Annotated in this window: 23 protein-coding genes; 16 read left to right on the top strand and 7 right to left on the bottom strand. The window is 68.9% G+C overall.

Translation table 11 applies throughout. The features are described from left to right. Positions 1–11 precede the first annotated feature (11 nt). From GGQ62_RS01870 to tpiA, 3 genes are all read right to left on the bottom strand, one after another. On the bottom strand, positions 12–1,313 hold the full coding sequence (locus GGQ62_RS01870; RefSeq protein WP_152576745.1) for an MFS transporter: 1,302 nt from the start codon (positions 1,311–1,313) through the stop codon (positions 12–14). Continuing rightward, positions 1,310–1,636, bottom strand: a complete 327-nt coding sequence (gene secG / locus GGQ62_RS01865) for a preprotein translocase subunit SecG (protein ID WP_152576746.1) — start codon at positions 1,634–1,636, stop codon at positions 1,310–1,312. The genes GGQ62_RS01870 and secG overlap by 4 nt, the downstream gene beginning before the upstream one ends. Positions 1,637–1,708: 72 nt before the next feature. Further along, on the bottom strand, positions 1,709–2,428 hold the full coding sequence (gene tpiA / locus GGQ62_RS01860; protein ID WP_152576747.1) for a triose-phosphate isomerase: 720 nt from the start codon (positions 2,426–2,428) through the stop codon (positions 1,709–1,711). 124 nt (positions 2,429–2,552) lie between these two features. Here tpiA and GGQ62_RS01855 point away from each other — a divergent pair, with 124 nt between their 5' ends. Genes GGQ62_RS01855 through GGQ62_RS01845 form a run of 3 tightly spaced genes read left to right on the top strand, consistent with a single transcriptional unit; the run spans position 2,553 to position 6,265 of the window. Then, complete coding sequence (locus GGQ62_RS01855) at positions 2,553–4,448, top strand: peptidylprolyl isomerase (RefSeq protein ID WP_167649436.1); 1,896 nt, start codon at positions 2,553–2,555, stop codon at positions 4,446–4,448. A gap of 1 nt (position 4,449) precedes the next feature. Beyond that, complete coding sequence (gene trpE / locus GGQ62_RS01850) at positions 4,450–5,973, top strand: anthranilate synthase component I (protein WP_152576749.1); 1,524 nt, start codon at positions 4,450–4,452, stop codon at positions 5,971–5,973. 10 nt (positions 5,974–5,983) lie between these two features. Beyond that, the gene (locus GGQ62_RS01845; protein WP_152576750.1) at positions 5,984–6,265 is read left to right on the top strand and encodes a DUF427 domain-containing protein; all 282 of its coding nucleotides are present in this window, start codon (positions 5,984–5,986) and stop codon (positions 6,263–6,265) included. Here the strand turns inward: GGQ62_RS01845 and GGQ62_RS01840 are convergent. Then, complete coding sequence (locus GGQ62_RS01840) at positions 6,252–6,650, bottom strand: type II toxin-antitoxin system VapC family toxin (RefSeq protein ID WP_167649435.1); 399 nt, start codon at positions 6,648–6,650, stop codon at positions 6,252–6,254. The two genes, GGQ62_RS01845 and GGQ62_RS01840, sit on opposite strands and share 14 nt — an antisense overlap. A 2-nt stretch (positions 6,651–6,652) precedes the next feature. Continuing rightward, positions 6,653–6,865 carry an AbrB/MazE/SpoVT family DNA-binding domain-containing protein gene (locus tag GGQ62_RS01835; protein WP_152576752.1) on the bottom strand — a complete coding sequence of 71 codons (213 nt, stop codon included), beginning with the start codon at positions 6,863–6,865 and terminating at the stop codon, positions 6,653–6,655. A 104-nt stretch (positions 6,866–6,969) separates the two neighbouring features. On the opposite strand from GGQ62_RS01835, the gene GGQ62_RS01830 reads away from it, so the two are divergent. The 7 genes from GGQ62_RS01830 (at position 6,970) to GGQ62_RS01800 (ending at position 13,015) form a co-directional block, all read left to right on the top strand. After that, entirely contained in the window at positions 6,970–7,572 is a 603-nt protein-coding gene (locus GGQ62_RS01830) for an anthranilate synthase component II (RefSeq protein ID WP_152576753.1), read from the top strand. Positions 7,573–7,601: 29 nt separating this feature from the next. After that, the gene (gene trpD, locus GGQ62_RS01825; RefSeq protein ID WP_152577078.1) at positions 7,602–8,555 is read left to right on the top strand and encodes an anthranilate phosphoribosyltransferase; all 954 of its coding nucleotides are present in this window, start codon (positions 7,602–7,604) and stop codon (positions 8,553–8,555) included. Beyond that, on the top strand, positions 8,552–9,343 hold the full coding sequence (gene trpC, locus GGQ62_RS01820) for an indole-3-glycerol phosphate synthase TrpC (RefSeq protein WP_152576754.1): 792 nt from the start codon (positions 8,552–8,554) through the stop codon (positions 9,341–9,343). Before trpD ends, trpC begins: the two co-directional genes overlap by 4 nt. Then, complete coding sequence (gene moaC, locus GGQ62_RS01815) at positions 9,340–9,810, top strand: cyclic pyranopterin monophosphate synthase MoaC (RefSeq protein ID WP_152576755.1); 471 nt, start codon at positions 9,340–9,342, stop codon at positions 9,808–9,810. The genes trpC and moaC overlap by 4 nt, the downstream gene beginning before the upstream one ends. Continuing rightward, positions 9,810–11,006, top strand: a complete 1,197-nt coding sequence (locus tag GGQ62_RS01810; protein ID WP_152576756.1) for a molybdopterin molybdotransferase MoeA — start codon at positions 9,810–9,812, stop codon at positions 11,004–11,006. Before moaC ends, GGQ62_RS01810 begins: the two co-directional genes overlap by 1 nt. 33 nt (positions 11,007–11,039) lie before the next feature. Continuing rightward, a complete protein-coding gene (lexA, locus tag GGQ62_RS01805; protein WP_152577079.1) occupies positions 11,040–11,714 on the top strand; it encodes a transcriptional repressor LexA in 675 nt (224 codons plus the stop codon). A gap of 71 nt (positions 11,715–11,785) precedes the next feature. Then, positions 11,786–13,015, top strand: coding sequence for an MgtC/SapB family protein (locus tag GGQ62_RS01800; RefSeq protein WP_152576757.1), 1,230 nt, complete (start codon positions 11,786–11,788; stop codon positions 13,013–13,015). A 5-nt stretch (positions 13,016–13,020) separates the two neighbouring features. Here the strand turns inward: GGQ62_RS01800 and GGQ62_RS01795 are convergent, their stop codons facing one another. Continuing rightward, positions 13,021–15,102: a ComEC/Rec2 family competence protein gene (locus GGQ62_RS01795; RefSeq protein ID WP_243446610.1), complete on the bottom strand. Its 2,082-nt coding sequence runs from the start codon at positions 15,100–15,102 to the stop codon at positions 13,021–13,023. 122 nt (positions 15,103–15,224) lie between these two features. Here GGQ62_RS01795 and gltX point away from each other — a divergent pair, with 122 nt between their 5' ends. The 4 genes from gltX to GGQ62_RS01775 are packed head-to-tail and all read left to right on the top strand — an operon-like array spanning position 15,225 to position 19,488. Then, the gene (gltX, locus tag GGQ62_RS01790; RefSeq protein WP_152577080.1) at positions 15,225–16,691 is read left to right on the top strand and encodes a glutamate--tRNA ligase; all 1,467 of its coding nucleotides are present in this window, start codon (positions 15,225–15,227) and stop codon (positions 16,689–16,691) included. Positions 16,692–16,695: 4 nt separating this feature from the next. Beyond that, entirely contained in the window at positions 16,696–17,982 is a 1,287-nt protein-coding gene (locus GGQ62_RS01785; protein ID WP_152576759.1) for a citrate synthase, read from the top strand. 17 nt (positions 17,983–17,999) lie between these two features. Beyond that, positions 18,000–18,221, top strand: coding sequence for a DUF6356 family protein (locus tag GGQ62_RS01780; RefSeq protein ID WP_152576760.1), 222 nt, complete (start codon positions 18,000–18,002; stop codon positions 18,219–18,221). A gap of 52 nt (positions 18,222–18,273) precedes the next feature. After that, positions 18,274–19,488 (top strand): serine hydrolase domain-containing protein, encoded by a 1,215-nt coding sequence (locus GGQ62_RS01775; protein WP_152576761.1) that lies wholly within the window; start codon positions 18,274–18,276, stop codon positions 19,486–19,488. 146 nt (positions 19,489–19,634) lie between these two features. On the opposite strand, the gene GGQ62_RS01770 is transcribed toward GGQ62_RS01775, so the two are convergent. Continuing rightward, positions 19,635–20,375, bottom strand: coding sequence for a sulfite exporter TauE/SafE family protein (locus tag GGQ62_RS01770; protein ID WP_167649434.1), 741 nt, complete (start codon positions 20,373–20,375; stop codon positions 19,635–19,637). A 293-nt stretch (positions 20,376–20,668) separates the two neighbouring features. Here GGQ62_RS01770 and yghU point away from each other — a divergent pair, with 293 nt between their 5' ends. Continuing rightward, the gene (gene yghU / locus GGQ62_RS01765) at positions 20,669–21,532 is read left to right on the top strand and encodes a glutathione-dependent disulfide-bond oxidoreductase (protein ID WP_152576763.1); all 864 of its coding nucleotides are present in this window, start codon (positions 20,669–20,671) and stop codon (positions 21,530–21,532) included. Further along, positions 21,529–21,951, top strand: coding sequence for a PaaI family thioesterase (locus tag GGQ62_RS01760; protein ID WP_243446611.1), 423 nt, complete (start codon positions 21,529–21,531; stop codon positions 21,949–21,951). Before yghU ends, GGQ62_RS01760 begins: the two co-directional genes overlap by 4 nt. Positions 21,952–21,993: the final 42 nt, after the last annotated feature.

Below are 21,993 nucleotides of genomic sequence, written 5' to 3'. Positions count from 1 at the left end.
GCGATAGATCGTCAGACCGTCTCGATCATCGAATTTCGGCGGGTATCGGGCAGCGACCAGGCCGCGACCAGCGCAACCCCGCACATGACCGCGACATACCAGAAGAAACCGGCCTCGATTCCCGCCGATTTGAACGCCAGTGCGACATATTCGGCCGACCCGCCGAACACCGCGACACCGACGCCATAGGGCAGCCCGACACCCAGGGCGCGGATGCTCGCCGGGAACATCTCCGCCTTCACCACCCCCGAAATCGCCGTGTAGCAGCTCAATACCGTCAGCGTGACCATGATCAGCGCAAAGGCTTCGCCGTGCGAGGTCGCGGCGCCGATGGCGTGCATCGCCGGCACCGTCATCACCATGCCGAGCAGCCCGAATCCGATCAGCAGTGGCCGGCGGCCGATCCGGTCCGACAGGGCGCCGAACAGCGGCTGCATCAGCATGTAGAAGACCAGCGCCAGCGCCGTGATCCGCGTCGCCTCGGGCTTCGACCAGCCGCCCGACAGCACCAGATATTTCTGCATGTAGGTGGTGTAGGTATAGAAGGCGAGGCTGCCCCCCGCCGTCAGCGCCAAGACGGTCAGCAGCGCGCGCGGATGCGCCAGCAGCCGCCCGGTCAGGCCGCGATGATCCTCGGCGCGCACCGCCTTGAAGGCATCGGTTTCGACCAGCGACCGGCGCAGCACGAACACCAGCACCGCGCACAGCGCCCCGACGGCAAAGGGCACCCGCCAGCCCCAGGCGAACAGCTGGTCCTCGGTCAACACCGCCTGCATGGCGATGAGCAGCCCCAGGGCGATCAGTTGCCCGCCGATCAGGGTCACATATTGAAAGCTGGCGAGGAAGCCGCGGCGCTTCGGATCGGCGACTTCGCTCATGAACGTCGCCGAAGTGCCATATTCGCCGCCGACCGAAATGCCCTGCACCAGCCGCGCGAACAACAGGATGAACGGCGCCAGCAGCCCGACCTGGTCATAGGTCGGCGCCACCGCGATGATCAGCGACCCCGTGCACATCATCGCCACCGACACGGTCAGCGCCGCCTTGCGGCCGTGCTTGTCGGCATAGATGCCGAGCACCCAGCCGCCGATCGGGCGCATCAAAAAGCCGACGGCGAAAATCGCGGCGGTGTTGAGCGCCTGCGCCAGCGCATCGCCCTTGGGAAAGAACGCCGGGGCGAAATAGAGCGCGAACGCCGAATAGGCGTACCAGTCATACCATTCGACGAGATTGCCGGCAGCGCCGCCGAACAGCTGGCGCGCCTGCGATGGCTTCGCGGGCGCCGGCCGAAGGGTCGCGGCCGCGTCGTTCAACGCGCGAGCGGAACGCCGGCCGGGGCGGCCGGGGCCGTCGGGCTTGTCACCGGTGCCGCGGGGCGCACCAGGCTGGTATCGATCGGCTTGACCTTGTTGGTGCCCGCCGCGAGCACGGCGAGGATGATCGAGGTGCCGATGAACAGCGTCGCCAGCACGGTCGTCGACCGCGTCAGCAGGTTGGCCGCGCCGCGCGCCGACATCAACCCGCCGCCGGTGCCGCCACCGATGCCCAGCCCGCCGCCTTCCGACCGCTGCAGCAGGATGACCGCGACGAGCGCGATGGCGATCAGCGTGTGGACGACAAGCAGGAAGGTGGTCACGGAACGGAGACTTTCAGGTCGGACTGTTGCGGGGATGTAGCGTCACGGCGCCGCTTCGGCAAGGTTGTGCGGCTATTCCGCAGCCGCGGCGATCGCCAGCAGGCTGGCGGCGGTCAGGCTGGCGCCGCCGACCAGCGCGCCGCCGACATCGGCCTGGCCGAGCAGCAGCGCCGCATTGTCGGGCTTGACCGACCCGCCATAAAGGATGCGCACGCCCTGCCCCGCAGCGCCGAAGCGCGCCACCAGCCGGGCGCGGATGAAGCCATGGACGGCGGCGACCTCCGCCGGTGTCGGCGTGCGCCCGGTGCCGATCGCCCAGACCGGTTCATAGGCGACGATCACCCCCGCCACATCGTCGGGCAACGACCCCGCCAGCTGGCCGCCGACGACCGCCTCCACCGCGCCGGCGTCGCGCTGCACCTCGCTTTCGCCGACACAGACGATGACCTGCAGCCCCGCCGCCTGCCCGGCCAGCGCCTTGGCGCGGACATCGGCATCGGTCTCGTGCATGTCCGTCCGCCGCTCGCTGTGGCCGACGATGACGAAGCCGGCGCCCAGATCGGCGAGCATCGGCGCCGAAACGCAGCCGGTATGCGCGCCGGAGGCACTGGCGTGGCAGTCCTGCCCGCCGATCGCCACCCGTCCGCCCGCCGCCGCGACCGCGGCACCGATCAGCGTGAACGGCGGCGCCAACCAAAGGTCGTCCCGCGCCGCCGCCATGGCGGCGATTTCGGGCAGCGCGGCAGCAAGGCCGTTCATCTTCCAGTTGCCGACGATCAGCGACCTGCCCATATGCGCCCTTTCACGGCTGTTTTCGGCGTGCCTTGTGGCAAGTCGCGCCCGCCGTTACAACCGCGCGCTTCGCGGGCGTCGACTTCGGCTGCACCCACCGCAACGGAACCGGTATCCACACGCCATGATCACATTCATCCGCAAATGGCTGACCAGCTGGCCGGTCATCATCATGCTCGGCTTCCTGCTCGTCGCCTTTGCCGTTACCGGCATCGGTGACCCGCTGGGCAGCGGCGCGCCGACCGGATCGGTCGCCAAGGTCGGCGGCCGGACGATTTCGGAACCCGAGCTTGCCGGCGCCTTCGACCGGGCCATCCGCAACGCCCGGGAGACCAACCCGGCGCTGACCCAGGCGCAGGCGGCGCGCGAAGGCGGCGTCGCGGCCGTCGCCGGCCAGTTGATCGGCCAGACCGCGATCGAGGAATTCGCCCGCGATGCAGGGCTGGTCGCGTCCGATCGGGCCATCGGCGCCGTCATCGCCGGCATCCCGGCCTTCCAGGTCGGCGGCAAGTTCGACGACGCCACCTACCGCCGGATCCTGGGCGAACAGCGCATGTCCGACCGCGAACTGCGCACCAGCATCGCCGGCGATATCCTGCGCAAGCAGCTGCTGACCCCCGTCACCGGCGCGCTCGGCGTGCCGGCCGGCATGGCCGAACCCTATGCCCGGCTGATGGTCGACACCCATCGCGGCGCCGTCGCCATGGTGCCGCTGGCCGCGACCGCGCCGCCGACGGACGCCGAGGTCGCCGCCTATTACGACGCCAACAAGTTGCGCTTCACCGTCCCCGAACGCCGCAGCTTCCGCTATGCCTTCATTGACCGCGACTCCATCGCCGCCGGCGTCAAGGTTTCCGATGCCGATATCGCCGCCGCCTTTGCCAGGGACCCGGCAAAATTCGGCGCCGCCGCGACCCGCAAGCTCCAGCAGGTCGTCGTCCCGGATGAAGCCAAGGCCAAGGCGATCGCCGCCGCGGCCGCCACCGAAGGCTTTGCCAAGGCCGCCGAGCGGCTCGCCGGCTTCGGCGCCGAAGACATTGCGCTCGGCGAGCAGAACCAGGCCGCGTTCGGCAAGGCGACCAGTGCCGAAGTCGCCGCTGCTGCCTTTGCAGCGCCGGTCGGCGGTATCACCGCGCCGATCAAGACTGCGTTCGGCTGGCATGTGGTGCGCGTCGAAGCCGAAGGCGCCAGCGGCAAGACGCTGGCCCAGGCGCGGCCGGCGGTCGAGGCCGAGCTGCGCACCCGCGCCATCGAAACCGCTGTCGCCGATGTCGTCGCCCGCATCGAGGACGGCGCCGATGCCGGCAAGAGCTTTGCCGACCTCGCCAGGGAAACCGGCCTCACCATCGTCACCCAGGCGCCGGTGACGGTCGCCGGCATGGCCCCCGGGGCGCCGCCGCTGACCGGCCCGCCGCTCGCCGTCGCTGCCAAGGCCTTTCGCCACGAACCCGGCGAAGCCGCGGCAGTCGAGGACCTGGGCGATGGCCGCCTCGTCGTCATCGAAACCATGAACATCGTGCCGATGGCGGCGCAGCCGCTCACCGCCGTGCGCGCCGCCGCGGTCGAAGGCGCCACCCGCGACAAGGCGATGCGCGCCGCCCGCGCCAAGGCCGATGCGATCGTCGCCGCGACGAAAAAGAACGGCGACTTCAAGGCTGCGGTGCTGGCGCAGGGCCTTGCCGCGCCGCAGCCGCTGTCGGGCCGCCGCGTCGATGTCGCAGGCCAGCCGCAGGTGCCGCCGATCATCCAGGCCTTCCTCGCCACACCGGCCGGCACCGTCCGCGTCGAACCGAGCCCGGCGGGTTGGGTGCTGATCAACGTCGACGCGATCGAACCCGGCAAGATCGCCGATACCCCGGGCCTGCTCGATGCCAGCCGCCGCGACATCGCCAGCGCCCTGCCCGAGGAGTTCAGCCGCGCCTTCGCCGCCGCCACCGAGCGCGCCGTCGGCGTCAAGCGCAACGACGGCGTCATCGCCGCCACCACCCGCCGCCTGTCGGGCCAGGACAGCGGGCAATAGCATGGCCGATTTCGGCAGCATCGCGCCGTCGCCGGCCGACTTTGCGGCTGCGCTCGGCCGCGGCGCGGCGCAGCTGGTGTGGACGCGGATCGTCGCCGATACCGAAACGCCGGTCTCGGCGATGCTCAAGCTCGGCGCCGCACAAAGCGGCAGCTTCCTGCTCGAATCGGTCGAAGGCGGCCAGGTCCGCGGCCGCTATTCGCTGTTGGGGCTCGACCCCGATCTCGTCTGGCGGGCCACCGGCGACAGCAGCGCGATCAACCGCGACTGGCGCCGTGATCGCGACGCCTTTGTCGCGGTTCCGGGCGGTGCGCTGGCCGCGCTGCGCGCCCTCGTCGCCGAGGCCCGCGCCGAAGTGCCCCCCGAACTGCCGCCGGCGCTCGCCTGCCTTGTCGGCTATATCGGCTATGAAGCGGTGCGGCTGGTCGAACCGAGCGTGCCGGCCAATGCGCCGTCGCCGCTCGCCCTGCCCGACATGGTCTTCGTCCGCCCGACGCTGATCCTGGTCTTCGACCGGCTCAAGGACGAACTGTTCCTCGTTGCACCGGTGTTCGCGGCCGATGATGCGGACCTGGCCTATGCCGAGGCCGTGGAGCGCATCGAAACCGCCCAGGCGCGGCTTGCCGGCACCCCGGCGGCGGCCCTGAAGCGTCCCGCCACGCTCCCCGACGGCACCCCGACGCCCCGGCTGACTCCCGCCGCCTATGCGGCGATGGTCGCCCGCGCCAAGGAGTATATTCTCGCCGGCGACGTCTTCCAGGTCGTCCTGGCGCAGCGCTTTTCGGTCGATTTCCCGCTGCCGCCGTTCGATCTCTATCGGGCGCTGCGCCGCATCAACCCGTCACCCTTCCTCTATTTCCTCGACCTGCCGGATTTCGCCCTGGTCGGGTCCAGCCCCGAAATCCTGGTCCGGGTGCGCGACGGCGATGTCACCATCCGGCCGATCGCCGGCACCCGCCCGCGCGGGCGCGACGCCGTGGAGGATGCCGAAAACCGCGCCTCGCTGCTCGCCGATGCCAAGGAACAGGCCGAGCATCTGATGCTGCTCGACCTCGGCCGCCACGACACCGGCCGTGTCTCCCTGCCCGGCACGGTCACCGTCACGGATCGTGCCGGCGTCGAATTCTACAGCCATGTCATGCACATCGTTTCGAACGTGCGCGGCCGGCTCGACCCGCGCAACGACGCCGTCGACGCGCTGCTGGCGGGCTTTCCCGCCGGCACGGTCAGCGGCGCCCCCAAGGTCCGGGCCATGCAGGTGATCGCCGAACTCGAGCCCGAGGCGCGCGGCGCCTATGCCGGCGGCGTCGGCTATTTCAGCCCCGACGGATCGATGGATTCGTGCATCGTGCTGCGCACCGCCGTGGTCAAGGACGGCGTCATGCACGTCCAGGCCGGCGCCGGCATCGTCGCCGACAGCGTTGCCGAATATGAACAGCGCGAATGCGAAGCCAAGGCCGGCGCGCTGATGGCCGCCGCCCGCGAAGCGTTGCGCGCCGCCGCCGCCCCCGGCTTCGGCCAATAGGAGAGACACGATGCCCAAGGCCATCTGGAACGACGTGACGATCGCCGACAGCAACGACACGGTTGTCGTTGAAGGCAATCACTATTTTCCGCTGGACGCGATCGATCCGGCGCTGTTGCTGCCGAGCAGCACGACAACGGTGTGCGGCTGGAAGGGCACCGCCAACTATTACACGCTGGTCGCCGGCGGCGCCGAGAACAAGGACGCCGCCTGGTATTATGCCGACCCGAAGGCCGCCGCCGCCGAGATCAAGGGCCGCGTCGCCTTCTGGAAAGGCGTCAAGGTCCGCTGAGTTTGGGAAAATAGCGGACGCCGGGCAGACCCTCGAAATCGGCATCCTGCGTCCAGAGTTCTGCACCAAAGCGCTGCGCCGTGGCATAGATCATGCTGTCGGCCATTCCCATCTTGCCTTGATGGGCGAAATTCGCCGCTGCAACAGCCAGATTCACGTCGAGATCCACCACGCGGCTCAATTGCATCCTGACCGCCAACCGCTGTGTGCGGTCGGCGTCGGCCTTGGCCAGAGCCCAACGCAGCGTCTCGTAGATGGTGATCGCAGGGACGATCATCTGATCCGGTACTGCAATCAACGGCCCAAAGTGCGCGGCCCCCGGCCCGCCCGACAGCCACTCTATCCAGCCGCTCGAATCGAGAACATGCAAACCATCGCCGGGCACGATCAGAGGTCTCGATCCTGCTTCTGGCGCTGGAAATCATTGCGCGTGCCCTTGAACATGTCCTGCAACGCCGCAAGCGTCGGAACCGGCACGAGCGCGATGTGGCCATTCCACACCATGGCCGACAGCTTCTGGCCCGGCTCGATATGCAGCGCTTCGCGGACATCCTTCGGGATCACCACCTGATATTTCGGCGAAACCGTCACTGTGCTCATCACACTTTTCCTCGATCGATCACGAAATGGTAGCACGGCACGTCGGGACCAGCAATTGGTCGCACGGGATGACGCCGCCGCCATCACGCGCTACAGCCAAGCGCATGATCCTCGTCATCGACAATTACGACAGCTTCACCTTCAACCTCGTGCATTACCTGCTCGAGCTTGGCGCCGAAACACAGGTCGTTCGCAACGACGCGATCACCGCCGCCGAAGCGCTGGCGATGGCGCCCCAGGCGATCCTGCTCTCCCCCGGCCCCTGCACGCCGAACGAAGCCGGCGTCTGCCTCGATCTCATCGCCGCGGCGGCCGAAACCCGGCTGCCGCTGTTCGGCGTCTGCCTCGGCCACCAGGCGCTCGGGCAAGCGTTCGGCGGCACGGTGGTGCGCGCGCCGCAGGTGATGCACGGCAAGACCAGCGCGATGGCGCATGATGGCAGCGGCGTCTTCGCCGGCCTGCCGTCGCCGTTCGAGGCCACCCGCTACCATTCGCTCATCGTGCAGGAAGACGACCTGCCCGCCTGCCTCGCCATCAACGCCCGCAGTCCCGATGGCCTGATCATGGGCATGCACCACCGCGAACTGCCGCTCCACGGCGTCCAGTTCCACCCGGAGAGCATCGCCACCCAGCATGGCCATGACCTGATCGCCAATTTCCTGACCATCGCCGGGATGACGCCGAAACGGCTGGCGCGCGCCGCGTGAGCCATCCTCTGCCCGACGCATCGGTGCCGATGGCGGCCGATGCCGCCGCCGATGCCTTTGCCCTGATCCTCGACGGCAAGGTCGACGATGCGGCGCTGGCCGCGTTCCTGACCCGGCTTGCCGACCGCGGCGAAACCGTCGCCGAAATCGTCGCGGCCGCGCGGATGCTGCGGGCGCGTGCCAGTTTCGCGCCGCAAGCTCCTGATGCAATTGATGTCTGCGGCACCGGCGGCGACGGCAAACACAGTCTCAACGTCTCGACTGCGGTGTCGCTGGTCGTCGCCGCCTGCGGCGTACCCGTCGCAAAGCACGGCAACCGCGCCGCGTCGTCATCGAGCGGCGCCGCCGATGTCCTGGCAGCGCTGGGGGTTCCGGAATTGCCGGTCGACCGGCTCGGGCCATGCCTCGATGCGGTCGGCATCACCTTTCTCCACGCCGCCCGCCACCACCCGGCGATGGCGCGGGTCGCACCCGTCCGCCGCGCGCTCGGCCGCCGCACGATCTTCAACCTGCTCGGCCCGCTCGCCAATCCGGCCGGAGTGCGGCGCCAGCTTGTCGGCGTCTTCGCGCCCGATCGCGTCGCGCCGCTCGCCGAAGCGCTGGCGCAACTGGGGTCGGACCGGGCGATGGTCGTCCATGGCGACGGCTATGACGAAATCGCCGTTTCGGGCGCCACAAGGATCGCGGTCGCCGATCATGGCGTGGTGACGACGGGGGAAATCGACACCGCCACCATGGGGATCCCGGTCCATGCTTCGGACGCGCTTGCCGGCGGCGATGCGGAGCACAATGCCGCGCGCCTGCGCGCCTTGCTGACGGGCGAAACCGGCGCCTATCATGACATCGTCGTCGTCAACGCGGCGGCAGCGCTGCGGCTGGTCGATCCCGATCTCGCCTGGCCCGCCGCCGCCGACCGCGCCCGCGCGGCACTGGCGAGCGGCGCCGCCGCAGACACATTGGCACGCTGGAGCAGCTTTCGATGAGCGACACACTGGCCGAGATCGTCGCCTACAAGCGGGACCGCGTCGCCGCCGCGCGCGCCGAACGCAGCCTCGCCGATCTCGAGGCCGCCGCCGCCGCCGCCGGCCCCGTGCGCGGCTTTCTTGCCGCCATCCACGCGACCCAGGCCGCCGGTCGCCACGCACTGATCGCGGAAATCAAGAAAGCGAGCCCGTCCAAGGGCCTGATTCGCGCCGATTTCGTGCCCGAAACCCTCGCCCGCGACTATGCCGCCGGCGGCGCGACCTGCCTGTCGGTGCTGACCGAAGACCGCTGGTTCCTGGGCCATGACGCCTATCTGACCAGCGCCCGCGCCGCCTGCACCCTGCCGGTCCTGCGCAAGGATTTCATCATCGACCCGTGGCAGGTGATCGAGGCCCGCGCCATCGACGCCGACGCGATCCTGCTGATCATGGCGGCGCTGTCCGACGCCCAGGCCGCCGAACTCGAAGCCGTCGCCATCGCCCATGGCCTCGACGTGCTGGTCGAAGTCCACAACGCCGCCGAACGCGACCGCGCACTTGCGCTCAAGACACCGCTTCTGGGAATCAATAACCGCAATCTCAAGACATTGGCGGTCGATCTTCAGACCAGTTTCGATCTCGCCGACACGCCCGGCCGAACGCTGGTCGCCGAAAGCGGCCTGTCCGACCCCGATGATCTCGATCGCCTCGCCGCCGTCGGCATCACCTGTTTCCTCGTCGGCGAATCGCTGATGCGCCAGTCCGACGTGACCCGCGCCACCCGCGACCTGCTCGGCCTGCCGGCATGACGCTGACTCATGTCGATGCGCAGGGCACCGCCCGCATGGTCGACATTTCGGCCAAGGCCGCGACGCGCCGCGAGGCAGTGACCGAAGGCTTCATCGCCATCGCCGCCCCGACCCTTGCCGCCATCGCTGCCAACAGCCTTGCCAAAGGCGACGTCATCGCCACCGCGCGGATCGCCGGCATCATGGCCGCCAAGCGCACCGCCGACCTCATCCCGCTGTGCCACCCGCTGCCGATCGACGCGGTGACGGTCGACCTGGCGATCGAAGCCGAAGGCATCAGGGTCACCGCCAATGTCGTTACCACCCATGGCACCGGGGTCGAAATGGAAGCGTTGACAGCAACTTCGGTGGCGTTGCTGACAATCTATGACATGGCGAAGGCAAGCGATCGCGCCATGGTTATCTCCGGCATCCGCCTGCTGCGCAAATCGGGCGGCCGCTCGGGCGAATGGCGGGCACCCGACTGATGGCGCTGCTTCCGGTCCAGGACGCGCTCGATCGCCTGCTCGCCGGTGTCGGCGCGCTGGGCGGCGAGCCGGTCAAGATCGATGCCGCGCATGGCCGAGTGCTCGCCGAGGATGTCGCGGCGACGCTCGACCAGCCACCGTTCGCCGCCAGCGCCATGGATGGCTATGCGATCCGCTGGGACGATCTGCCGGGCCCATGGCGGGTCATCGGCCAATCCGCCGCCGGGCGCGGGTTCGGCAGCGCGGTCGGCGCCGGCGAGGCGGTGCGCATCTTCACCGGCGCGCCGCTGCCCGCCGGCGCCGATACGGTCGTCGTGCAGGAGGACATCACCCACGCCGACGCCGTCGCCGCATTGTCGGGCAGCGGTCCGCCGCGCCGCGGCGCCCATATCCGCGCCGCCGGCCAGGACTTCGCCCGCGGCGACCGGCTCGCTGCTGCCGGTGACCGGCTGACCCCGGCGCGGATCGGCCTGCTCGCGGCCGCCGGTCATGGCACGCTCTCGGTCGTCCGCCGCCCGCGCGTCACACTGATCGCCACGGGCGACGAGCTCGTGCTCCCCGGCACGGCGCCCGGTGCCGACCAGATCGTCAGCTCCAACCCTGCCATGCTGCGCGCGCTGTTGGAAGGCGTCGGCGCTATGGTGATCGACCCGGGCATCATCGCCGACGATCGGGCGGCGCTGGCGGCGGCGCTGACGGCGGCGGATGCCGAACTCATCGTCACCACCGGCGGCGCCTCGGTCGGCGACCATGACCTCGTCGTGCCGGTGCTGCGCGATCTCGGTGCCGAGATCGATTTCTGGAAGATCGCCATGCGCCCGGGCAAGCCGATGCTCGCCGGCCGGCTCGGCAATACCCGGGTCATCGGCCTGCCCGGCAACCCGGTGTCGGCCTTTGTCTGCGCGCTGCTGTTCGCCGTGCCGATGCTTGCCCGGCTCGGGGGTCGGCCCGCCACGGCGCCGATCGAACAACTGCCGCTGGCGGCCGCGCTGCCCGCCAACGACCAGCGCCGCGACCATATCCGCGCCCGGCGGACGGCGGAGGGCGCCCTGCCCTTCGCCTCGCAGGATTCGGCGCGCCTCGGGGTGCTGGCGGCGGCGGAACTGCTGATCATCCGCGAACCCGGCGCGGCGGCGGCAGCGGCGGGCGAATGCGTGGCGTGCATCGCGCTTGACACGTTCTCTGCTGTTTCCTAAACGTTCCTCCTGTGTTCCTCATTGGGGGTGACGATGCTGACGCGCAAGCAACAGGAACTGCTGGTATTTATCGATCAACGGCTGCAGGCCGATGGTGTCTCGCCGTCGTTCGAGGAGATGAAGGACGCGCTGCAGCTGCGCTCCAAATCGGGCGTCCATCGCCTCATCAATGCGCTGGAGGAACGGCGCTTCATCCGCCGCCTGCCCAACCGCGCCCGCGCCCTCGAAGTGCTGCAGATGCCCGATGCGGTGCGCGCGCCGTTGCGGCTGGTGCCGCCGGCGGTGCCGCCGCGTCCCCCGGTGCAGGCAATGATCGCCGCCAACGACACGGTGGTCGTGCCGCTGCACGGCCGCATCGCCGCCGGGCTTCCGGTCGAAGCGCTGGAAAGCGACCGCTCGCTGTCGGTGCCGGCGGCGCTGCTCGGACCGGGCGATCATTATGCGCTTGAAGTGTCCGGGGATTCGATGATCGACGCCGGGATCTTCGATGGCGATTACGCCCTGGTGCGGCGCTGCGACGACGCGCGGGACGGCGATATCGTCGTCGCGCTGATCGACGAGGCCGAAGCGACGCTGAAATATCTCCACCGCGAAAAGGGCCATGTCCGGCTCGACCCCGCCAACGCCGCCTTCGAACCGCAGCGTTACCCCGCCAACCGCGTCCGGGTGCAGGGCAAGCTCGCCGGACTGCTGCGCCGCTATCACTGACCCGCTGCCAACCGGGGCGGTGACCGGCGCCTGGCCTTGTGGCACGGCGCGAAGGCGCCCACGGAAGCAGGATGGGCAATGATCCGCTGAACCTGCTCGTGGCGCTCGCCATCGGCCTGTTGATCGGGCTCGAACGCGAACGCAGCAAGGGCGCAGGGCCGCGCCGTGGCCCTGCCGGCATCCGCACCTTCGCCATTGCGGCGCTCGCCGGTGCCGCGGCCGGGCAACTCGGTGGCCCGCTGCTCGTTGCCGCGGTGGTCGCGGCCGTCGCCGTTCTCGCAGCGCTCGCCTATCGCCGCAGCGCCGTGCGCGACCCGGGCCTGACCACCGAAGTCGCGCTGCTGCTCACCCCGCTGCTCGGTGCGCTCGCCATGTCCGACCGGCTGCTCGCGGCGATGCTCGGGGTCGTCACGGCGGCGCTGCTGGCGGCCAAGCCGGCGCTGCATCGCTTCGTGCGCACCCGCCTGACCGATGCCGAAGTCGGCGACGGCCTTGTCCTCGCCATCGTCGCCATCGTCGTCTGGCCGCTGCTCCCCGATCGCGCCATGGGTCCGGCGGGGGCGATCAACCCGCATATGCTGGGGCTGGTGGCGATCCTGGTGCTGGCCATCGGCGCCGCCGGCCATGTCGCGGTGCGTGCGCTCGGTCCGCGCTTCGGGCTTGCGGTCTCCGGCCTGGCCTCCGGGTTCGTCTCGAGCGTCGCCACCATCGGCGCCATGGGCGCCCGCGCCCGGGCCGAGCCGCCGACGCGCAACGCCGCCGTCGCCGGGGCGGCGCTGTCGAGCGTTGCCACCTTCGTCCAGATGGGAATCGTCCTCGCCGCCGTCAGCATGCCGACGCTGCGTGCTCTCACCCCGTCACTGGTCGCCGGCGGCGGCGTCATCACCGCCTATGGGGCGTTCTTCGCCTGGCGGGCGTCGCAATCCGCCCCCGCGGCCGAGGCCAGCGCCGGCCGCGCCTTCAGCCTCGTTGCGGCGCTGGTCCTCGTTGCCGCCATGGCCGGCATATTGGTGCTGACGGCGGTTGTGCAGCCGCTGTTCGGTCAGGCCGGGGTGACGCTCGGCGCCGCGCTCGGCGGCATCGTCGATACCCATGCCGCCGCGATGGGGGTGGCGTCGCTGGTCGCCGCGGACCGGCTGGCACCGGCGGCGGCGCTGGTGCCGGTGCTGGCGGCGATGACCGCCAACGCGGCGATGAAGATCAGCATGGCGATCGGCACCGGCGGGCGCGATTATGCGCTGCGCATCGGCGCCGGCGTCACGCTGTCGATGCTCGCAGCCTGGGCCGCGATGCTCGTCTGACCCCGTCAGTGCGGCCGCCACGGGTGGTCGCCCAGCCGGGCGTTGGCGCCATCGACCCGGCCGCTGCCCAGCCAGATCGCCACCGCGCCGCTTTGCGCCAGCTGCGCACGGTCGAGCCGCAGCCAGCGCGGGCGGCACCAGCGCGGCATCCGCCGGTCCGACACCACGATGTCGGCGGCCGCGCACGCCGGTTCGAAGGTCGCGCGGCCGATATAATCGCGCGACAGCGTTGCCAGCAGCCGCCAGCGACGGCCGTCCCGATCGATATGGGCGACACAGGCATCGGCACTGCACGCCATTCCGGGCAGATCGGCGAACGCCGCATCGCCATCGGTGGCGAGCGCGTCGCCCCACATGTCGCGCAGGAAATCGCCGGTGCGCGGCCGCAGCAGCGCCAGCCGGCCATCGTCCAGCCGCAGCGCCGCGTGGCGGCCATCGCCGCTGACCAGCAGGTCGGGCGGCGGCGCCATCATCGCCAGCACCAGCCCCGCGGCCACCACGCCCGCTCCCCACCAGCGCACCCGCGTCCGCCACAGCGCCAGCCACAGCCCGCCGGCAATGATGAAGGCATAGGCCGACGCCGGCATCGCCGGCATCCGCACCACGGCGCCGGGCAACGCCGCGGTCGCCTCCGCCAGCGCCACCAGCCAGCCCATTGCCCAGCCAACCGCCGGCCACACCAGCCCGCCGATACCGACCGCGTCCGCCAGCAGCGCCAGCATCAACAGCGGCATGATGACAAAGCTGGTCCATGGAATGGCGACCATGTTGGCGAACACGCCATAAATGCCGGCGCGGTTGAAATGGAACAGCCCGATGGAGGACAGCGCCAGTTCGGCGACAAGGCCGGTGACCAGCATTGCCGTGCCGTGCCGCACCAGCCGCCGCCCCCAGCCTTCGTCGGCGCCGGGCGTCGCCAACCACCGCCCGAGCCGCGATTCATACAAGGCAACAATGGCGATGACCGCGGCAAAGCTCAGCTGGAAACTCGGCCCCAGCAATGCCTCCGGCCGCACCGCGAGGATGACGAACGCCGCCGCCGCCAGCAGCCGCAGTGAAAACGCTTCGCGGCCGATGACCATGCCGAACAGCACGATCAGCGTTGCCAATATGGTCCGCACCGTCGGCACTTCGGCGCCTGCCAGCAATGTGTAGCCGACACCGACCAGCGCCGCGACACCGACGGCGATGGTCTTGACCGGCCAGCGCAGCGCCGCATGGGGAAACAGCGCCAGCCCACGCCGCACCAGCAGGATGGTGCCGCCGACGACAACGGCGATGTGCAGCCCCGAAATCGACAGCAGGTGCGCCAGCCCTGAATCGCGCATCGCCTGCGCCGTCGGCAGCGGGATCGCACCCTGGTCGCCGGTAACGAACGCCGCCGCGATGGCGCCGCTTTCACCAGGCACGGCGCGTCGGATGCGCTGTGTCAGCCGTGCACGCACCGCGTCGAGCCACGCCATCACGCCGGCGGCGGGCGGCGCCGGCGCGACGATGGCGATGCGGCCGAACGGCAATCCGGTGGCGCCGATACCGGCAAACCAGGCCCGCCTGGCAAAATCATAGCCGCCGGGAATGGCGGCGCCGGCGGGCGGGCTGAGCAACGCCCGCAACCGGATGCGCGCCCCCGGCGCCAGGCCCGGCGGCGGTGGCCCGCGCACAGTCAGGCGCAGCCGCGGCGGCAGGCCGGTGCCGGCATCGGGCGCCACCAGCAGCCGCAGCTGGTCGCGGCCGGCGCGATCTTCCACCGCGGCGACGATCCCGCTGACGGTCGCGACCTGGCGGTGATCGAGCACCGGCGCCGCCACCCGCGCCGACCGCCATTCGGCAGCGCCCATCCCGGCCAGCGCCAGCAGCGCCAGTGCCGCCAGCGGCCGCCAGCGCGCCAGCAGCGCCGCCGCCCCGACGCCGGCAAAGGCCAGTGCCAGCGCCAGCCGCTGCACCTGCCACGGCACGATGAACCACAGCGCCACGCCGCCGGCAAAGGCGACCGGCAGCCACAGCGCCAGCGACTGGCGTTCGGCATCGACGAACGACCACCAGCGCGCCGCAGCCACGGCAGGGCCTGCCGCAGCCCCGGCCGACACGGCTTTTACCGCCGCAACGCTTCTGCTAGTCACCCCCTGAACTGGCGCGACCATCCCCTGTTTCGCCTTGACCGACCCTTTTTTGCGACACCCCTCCGTCGCCAGCATTGGACAATAACCTCATGGGCGCAAGCCAGCCCGAAACGACCGCACGCCAGCCCGACACCAACCCCAGGGTCGTCACGCGCTTCGCCCCCTCGCCCACCGGCTTCCTCCACATCGGCGGCGCCCGCACGGCGCTGTTCAACTATCTGTTCGCCCGCCACCATGGCGGCGATTTCCGCCTGCGCATCGAGGATACCGACCGGGCACGCTCGACCGAACCCGCCATCGCCGCCATCCTCGATGGCCTGTCGTGGCTGAATTTCGAATGGGATGGCGAGGTCGTCTACCAGTTCGCCCGCGCCGCGCGCCATGCCGAGGTGGCGCACCAGCTGCTCGCCGCCGGCCATGCCTATCGCTGCTATGCGACGCCGGAGGAACTGGAAGCGATGCGCGCCGAGCAGCGCGCCGCCAAGCTGCCGATGCGCTATGACGGCCGCTGGCGCGACCGCACCGACTGGCCGAATGACGCGCCGTTCGTCATCCGGCTGAAGGCGCCGCAGACCGGCAGCGTCACCATCGACGACCTCGTCCAGGGCCCTGTCACCGTCGCCAATGCCGAGCTCGACGACATGGTGCTGCTGCGGTCGGACGGCACGCCGACCTATATGCTCGCGGTGGTCGTCGACGATCACGACATGGGGGTGACGCATGTCATCCGCGGCGACGACCACCTCAACAACGCCTTTCGCCAGCTGGCGCTGATCCGCGCCATGGAGTGGCAGGAACCCGCCTATGCCCATATCCCGCTGATCCACGGCGCCGATGGCGCCAAGCTGTCGAAGCGGCATGGCGCGCTCGGCGTTGATGCCTATCGCGACGAGATGGGCCTGTTGCCCGAGGCGGTCGAAAATTACCTGCTGCGGCTCGGCTGGGGCCATGGCGATGACGAGATCATTTCGCGCGACCAGGCGATCGAGTGGTTCGACCTTGCCGGCGTCGGCCGCGGCCCGTCGCGCTTCGACATCAAGAAGCTGGAAAGCGTCAACGGCCATTACCTGCGCGCCGCCGATGACGACCGCCTGGTGACGCTGGTCGCCCCCGGAGTCGCCGCCGGCGTCGGCCGCAGCCTCAGCGTCACCGATATCGACTTGCTGCGCCGCAGCATGGCCGAATTGAAGAAACGCGCCAACAATCTGAACGATCTGGCTTCGGGCGCGCTGTTCCTCTTTCGCACCCGCCCAATTCCGATGGACGATGCCGCGGCCAAGCTGCTAGCGTCGGCAGACCCGGCGCTGCTGCGGCGGGCGCGAGCGGCGTTTGCGCAAGTGGACGACTGGCAGGTGGCGACGCTGGAAGCGGCAGCGCGCGCACTGGCAGAGGCGGAAACGGTCAAGCTTGGCCAGGTCGCCCAGCCGCTGCGTGCAGCGGTGACCGGCGCCGCGCAATCGCCTGGGTTGTTCGATGTGCTGACGGCGCTCGGCAGGGATGAAACGCTGGGTCGGATCGACGACGCCCTGGCGCGAATGGAAGCAGAAAGGGTTTAAGCGTATGACGGATCCGGCGCAGGTCGCAGTGGGTGGCAAAAACAACGAATATCCCGTGCTCTCGGGCAGCGTGGGCCCCGACGTCATCGACATCCGCAAGCTCTACGCCAACACCGGCCGCTTCACCTTCGACCCCGGCTTCACCAGCACCGCCGCCTGCGAATCGAAGATCACCTATATCGACGGCGATGTCGGCACCCTGCTGTATCGCGGCTATGCCATCGATGAACTTGCCGAAAAATCGAACTTTCTCGAAGTCGCGCACCTGCTGCTCAACGGCAATCTGCCGACGGCGAGCGAATATCAGGCGTTTTCGAACAACATCACCCGCCACACGATGATCCATGAACAGCTGGCGCAATTCTATCGCGGTTTCCGCCGCGACGCCCATCCGATGGCGATCATGTGCGGCATCGTCGGCGCCATGGCGGCCTTCTACCACGATTCGACCGACATCCACGATCCGCACCAGCGCATGGTCGCCAGCCACCGGCTGATCGCCAAGATGCCGACGCTGGCGGCGATGGCGTACAAATATTCGATCGGCCAGCCCTTCGTCTATCCCGACAACTCGCTGTCGTTCGCCGGCAATTTCCTCAACATGACGTTCAGCGTCCCGGCCGAAAAATACATCATCGACCCGGTGGTCGAAGACGCGATGGAAAAGCTGCTGATCCTGCAGGCCGACCATGAACAGAACGCCTCGACGTCGACCGTCCGGCTCGCCGGCTCGTCGGGCGCCAACCCGTTCGCCTGCATTTCCGCCGGCATCGCCTGCCTGTGGGGCCCGGCGCATGGCGGCGCCAACGAAGCCGCGCTCGACATGCTGCGCGAGATCGGCCGGCCGGAACGCATCCCGGAATATATCGCCCGCGCCAAGAACAAGGACGATCCGTTCCGCCTGATGGGCTTTGGCCACCGCGTCTACAAGAATTACGATCCGCGCGCCAAGGTCATGGCCAAGGTTGCCAAGAACATCCTCGACAAGCTCAATATCGACGATCCGATTTTCGACGTCGCGCGCGAACTGGAGCGGATCGCCCTCAGCGATCCCTATTTCATCGACAAGAAACTCTACCCCAATGTCGATTTCTATTCGGGCGTCGTCATGTCCGCCATCGGCTTCCCCACGTCGATGTTCACCGTGTTGTTCGCGATTTCGCGCACCGTCGGCTGGATCGCGCAATGGACCGAAATGATGGAGGACCCCGAACAGAAGATCGGCCGTCCACGCCAGCTCTACACCGGCCCGACCGAGCGGGATTATGTCCCGCTGGCGGCGCGCGGCTGACAACAGGGAGAGGCTCGATGTTTGCGCGGTTGTTCGTCGATCATCCCCGCGCCGTCGGGGAAGGCTATTTCGAACATATGGGCGTCGCCTTCGGCGTCGGCTGGCGGTTGTTCCGGACGGCGCTGAAATGCGTCGTCCATGGCCTTGTCCCCGGCCTCTACAAGACCGCCGGCAGCGATTCGATCCTCAAGATGGCGAATGAAATCAGCCCCCGACGCTTTGACCAACCGACTCTCTAGCGGCTAGGTTCACGTCATGCCGCGGCTGACAGCGGCCTTTCGGGAGTGATCGATGGCCGATGATCTGGGTTTTTCCGCCGAACGGCTGGATCGCATCGACCGTTTCCTCGCCGACAAATATGTGACTCCCGGCAAGCTCGCCGGCACGCTGACCATGGTTGCCCGCCACGGCGACATCGCCCATCTCGGCCTCACCGGCCATGCCGACCGCGAACGCGGCACGGCGATGGCAGAGGACACGATCTTCCGCATCTATTCGATGACCAAGCCGGTGACGTCGGTCGCGCTGCTGATGCTGGTGGAGGAAGGCAAGATCGCCCTCGACGATCCGGTGCATCGCTATATCCCCGAATGGCGCAACTTGGCCGTCTATGCCGCCGGCACGCATCGCACCGGTTTCCAGACGACGCCGGTGAAGCGGCCGATGCAGGTCGTCGACCTGCTGCGCCACACCAGCGGGCTGACCTATGGCTTTCAACTGCGCAGCAATGTCGACGCCGCCTATCGCGCCCACAAGATCGGGGAAATCGAAAAGGCCGGAACGCTGGCCGACATGATCGCGGCGCTGGGGCGGATGCCGCTGGAATTTTCGCCGGGCGACGCGTGGAATTACTCGGTCGCCACCGATGTCTGCGGCTGGCTGGTCGAAGTCGTCAGTGGCCAGACGTTCGAAGATTTCCTCCGCGACCGGCTGTTCACCCCGCTCGGCATGGTCGACACCGGCTTCCATGTCCGTGATGGCCAGGCGCACCGTTTCGCCACCTGCTACCAGCCGACCCGCGACGGCGGCATCGAAGTCCAGGACGATGCCGCGACCAGCAGTTTCCTGTCACCGCCGGCCTTTGTTTCGGGCGGCGGCGGGCTGGTGTCGACGGCGCACGACTATCTGCGCTTCTGCACGATGTTGCTCAACGGCGGCACCCTCGACGGCAAGCGCTACATCAGCCGCAAGACGCTCGACCTGATGACCGCCAACCATCTGCCCGGCGGCGCCAGCATCGCTGCACTGTCGCGATCGCTGTTCAGCGAGGCCGCCTATGACGGCGTCGGCTTCGGTCTCGGCTTTGCCACCACCATCGACGCGGCGCGCACGCTGATGCCGGGCAGCGACGGTGATTATTTCTGGGGCGGCGCCGCCAGCACCTTCTTTTGGATCGATCCGCAGGAAGACCTGGTCGGCATCTTCATGACCCAGCTGATTCCCAGCAGCACCTACCCGGTCCGCCGCGAGCTGCGCACGATGGTCTACGCCGCCCTCGACGATTGATACGCCCCCTCTCCCGCTTGCGGGAGAGGTCGAGAGACGGCTTTAGCCGGCCCGGGTGAGGGTGTCGCTTACTGGCAGAGCGTGCGCACCCTCACCCGCCGCGCTGGCGCGCGAGTCGCCTCTCCCGCAAGCGGGAGAGGAAGCTCTCAATACACCCCGATCAGCTTCGCCCCGGCCACCAGCAGCACCAGCGCCAGCGAGCGCAACACCAGCTTGACCGGCAGCCGGATGCCGAGCGTGGTGCCGACCAGCCCGCCGACCAGCGCCGCCCCGGCGAACAGCGGCAGGGTGGCGGGCAGTTCCTGCAACGACGCCAGGTTGCCGAGCAGCCCCGACGCCGAATTGGCGAGGATGAACACCGCCGCCACCCCCGATGCCGCCTTGGGTTCCGACCAGGCCATGAACAGCAGCAGGGGGGACAGGAAGATGCCGCCGCCGGTGCCGGTCAGCCCCGACAACAGCCCGATGCCGGCCCCGGCCGCGATCGCCGCCGGAATCGCCGGGTCGCGCCAGTGGCGGACGGCCTTCAATTCGCGCGGCCACAACAGCCGCGCCGCCGACAACCACAGCACGGCGCCGAGCAGCGGCCGATAGACATGGCCGGGCAGGACGATGCCGCCGCCGACGAACGCCATCGGCATCGCCCCCAGCAGGAACGGCCACAAGGTCCGCCAGCGGAACTGCCCGGCGCGGACGTAGCGAACGGACGCCAGGCTGGAAACGATCAGGTTGAGCACCAGCGCCGTCGGCCGCATCGTCGCCGCCGGCACGCCGAACAGCGCCATGATGGCGATATAGGCCGACGACCCGCCATGGCCGACGCTGGAATAGAGCGTCGCACCGATCAGGATGGCGAGCGCCAGCAGCAGGTCGGCGGTTTCGAACATGCCGCCAGAAGCCCGGCACGCGCGCCGCTGTCAACGCCCCCGCCGACCCGGCACCTGTCCTACACAAACCGGATCGGTTATAAGAATGGCACGAAAACGCTGTGATCGGTTCTTTCGATCACAGCGTCACGAAACACCCAGCAAAAGACCCAATTCGGTGTGACTTTCGAGACTTTCGGCCGGCCGATCGACAAGAAACTCGATCACGCCTGTCAATCTTCGTCGCTGTGCCATCCCCGCCCGGCGCGGTAAAAACCGCCATCGCGCCGCCGCGCCATCGAAAGGACTCCGACATGACCGATTACACCCCGCCCCCGGTCTGGACTCACAACCCCGAATTCGGCGGGCGTTTCGCGGCGATGAACCGCCCCACCGCCGGCGCGCGGCACGAGGCTGCGCTCAAGGTCGGCAAGCACCCGTTGCAGCTTTATTCGCTGGGGACGCCCAATGGCGTCAAGGTGACGGTGATGCTGGAGGAACTTCTCGCCGCCGGCCACACCGGCGCCGAATATGATGCCTGGCTGATAAACATCGGGGACCTCGACCAGTTCGGCAGCGGCTTTGTCGCCGCCAACCCCAATTCCAAGATCCCGGCGCTGGTCGACCACAGCACGCCGGTGCCGCAGCGGGTGTTCGAATCGGGCGCCATCCTGCTCTATCTGGCGGAAAAATTCGGCGCCTTCCTCCCCACCGACCACGCCCGGCGCACCGAAGCCCTGTCGTGGCTGTTCTGGAGCATCGGTGCCGTGCCCTTCCTCGGCGGCGGCTTCGGCCATTTCTATGCCTATGCGCCGATCAAGATCGAATATGCCATCGACCGCTATGCGATGGAGGTGAAACGCCAGCTCGACGTGCTCGACCAGCATCTCGCGGCGCATGAATTCATCGCCGACGAATACAGCATCGCCGACATGGCGATCTGGCCGTGGTACGGCGCCATGGCCAAGGGGCTGCTCTACGATGGCGGTCCGTTCATGTCGGTGCACGAATATCGGCATCTGCAACGCTGGACCGACCAGGTCGCGCAGCGTCCCGCCGTCAAGCGCGGTCGCATGGTCAACCGCGTCCAGGGCGACCCGGCCAGCCAGCTGCGCGAACGCCATGACGCCGGCGACTTCGACACCCGGACCCAGGACAAGATCGGGTCGCCGGCGTGACCGGCATCCCGGAAACCCAGGGCCTGCAACACAGCCTCGGCCAGGTCCGCATCCTGCGCTTCGACCCCGGCCATGCCGCGATCGAATATCGCTGCGGCCCGCAGATGTGCCATTCGGGCGGCGTGGCGCAGGGCGGCTTCGTCGCCGGCTGGATCGACGCCGCCATGGCGCACGCCGTCATCGCCCGCTTCGGCACCGACCAGATCCCGATCAGCCTCGAACTCAAGATCAGCTATTACGCCCCGGCCAACCCCGGGCTTGTCATCGCCGAAGGCTGGATCGAAAGCGGCAAGCGCACCCTGTTCGCCGAAGGCCGGTTGACCGACAGCGCCGGCACCGTCCTTGCCAAGGGCAGTTCGACGATCCGGCTGATCGCGGCGACCCGGGTCGCGGCGACGATGACGGGAGCCCAAGCCTAGCCGGCGAAGGACGAAAATGGTAGGCGTGCAATGACAAACATG

Source organism: Polymorphobacter fuscus (genome assembly GCF_011927825.1).
Lineage (GTDB): Bacteria > Pseudomonadota > Alphaproteobacteria > Sphingomonadales > Sphingomonadaceae > Sandarakinorhabdus > Sandarakinorhabdus fusca.
Note: the sequence above shows the minus strand (reverse complement) of the source record. Positions and strands in the feature narration are given on the sequence as shown.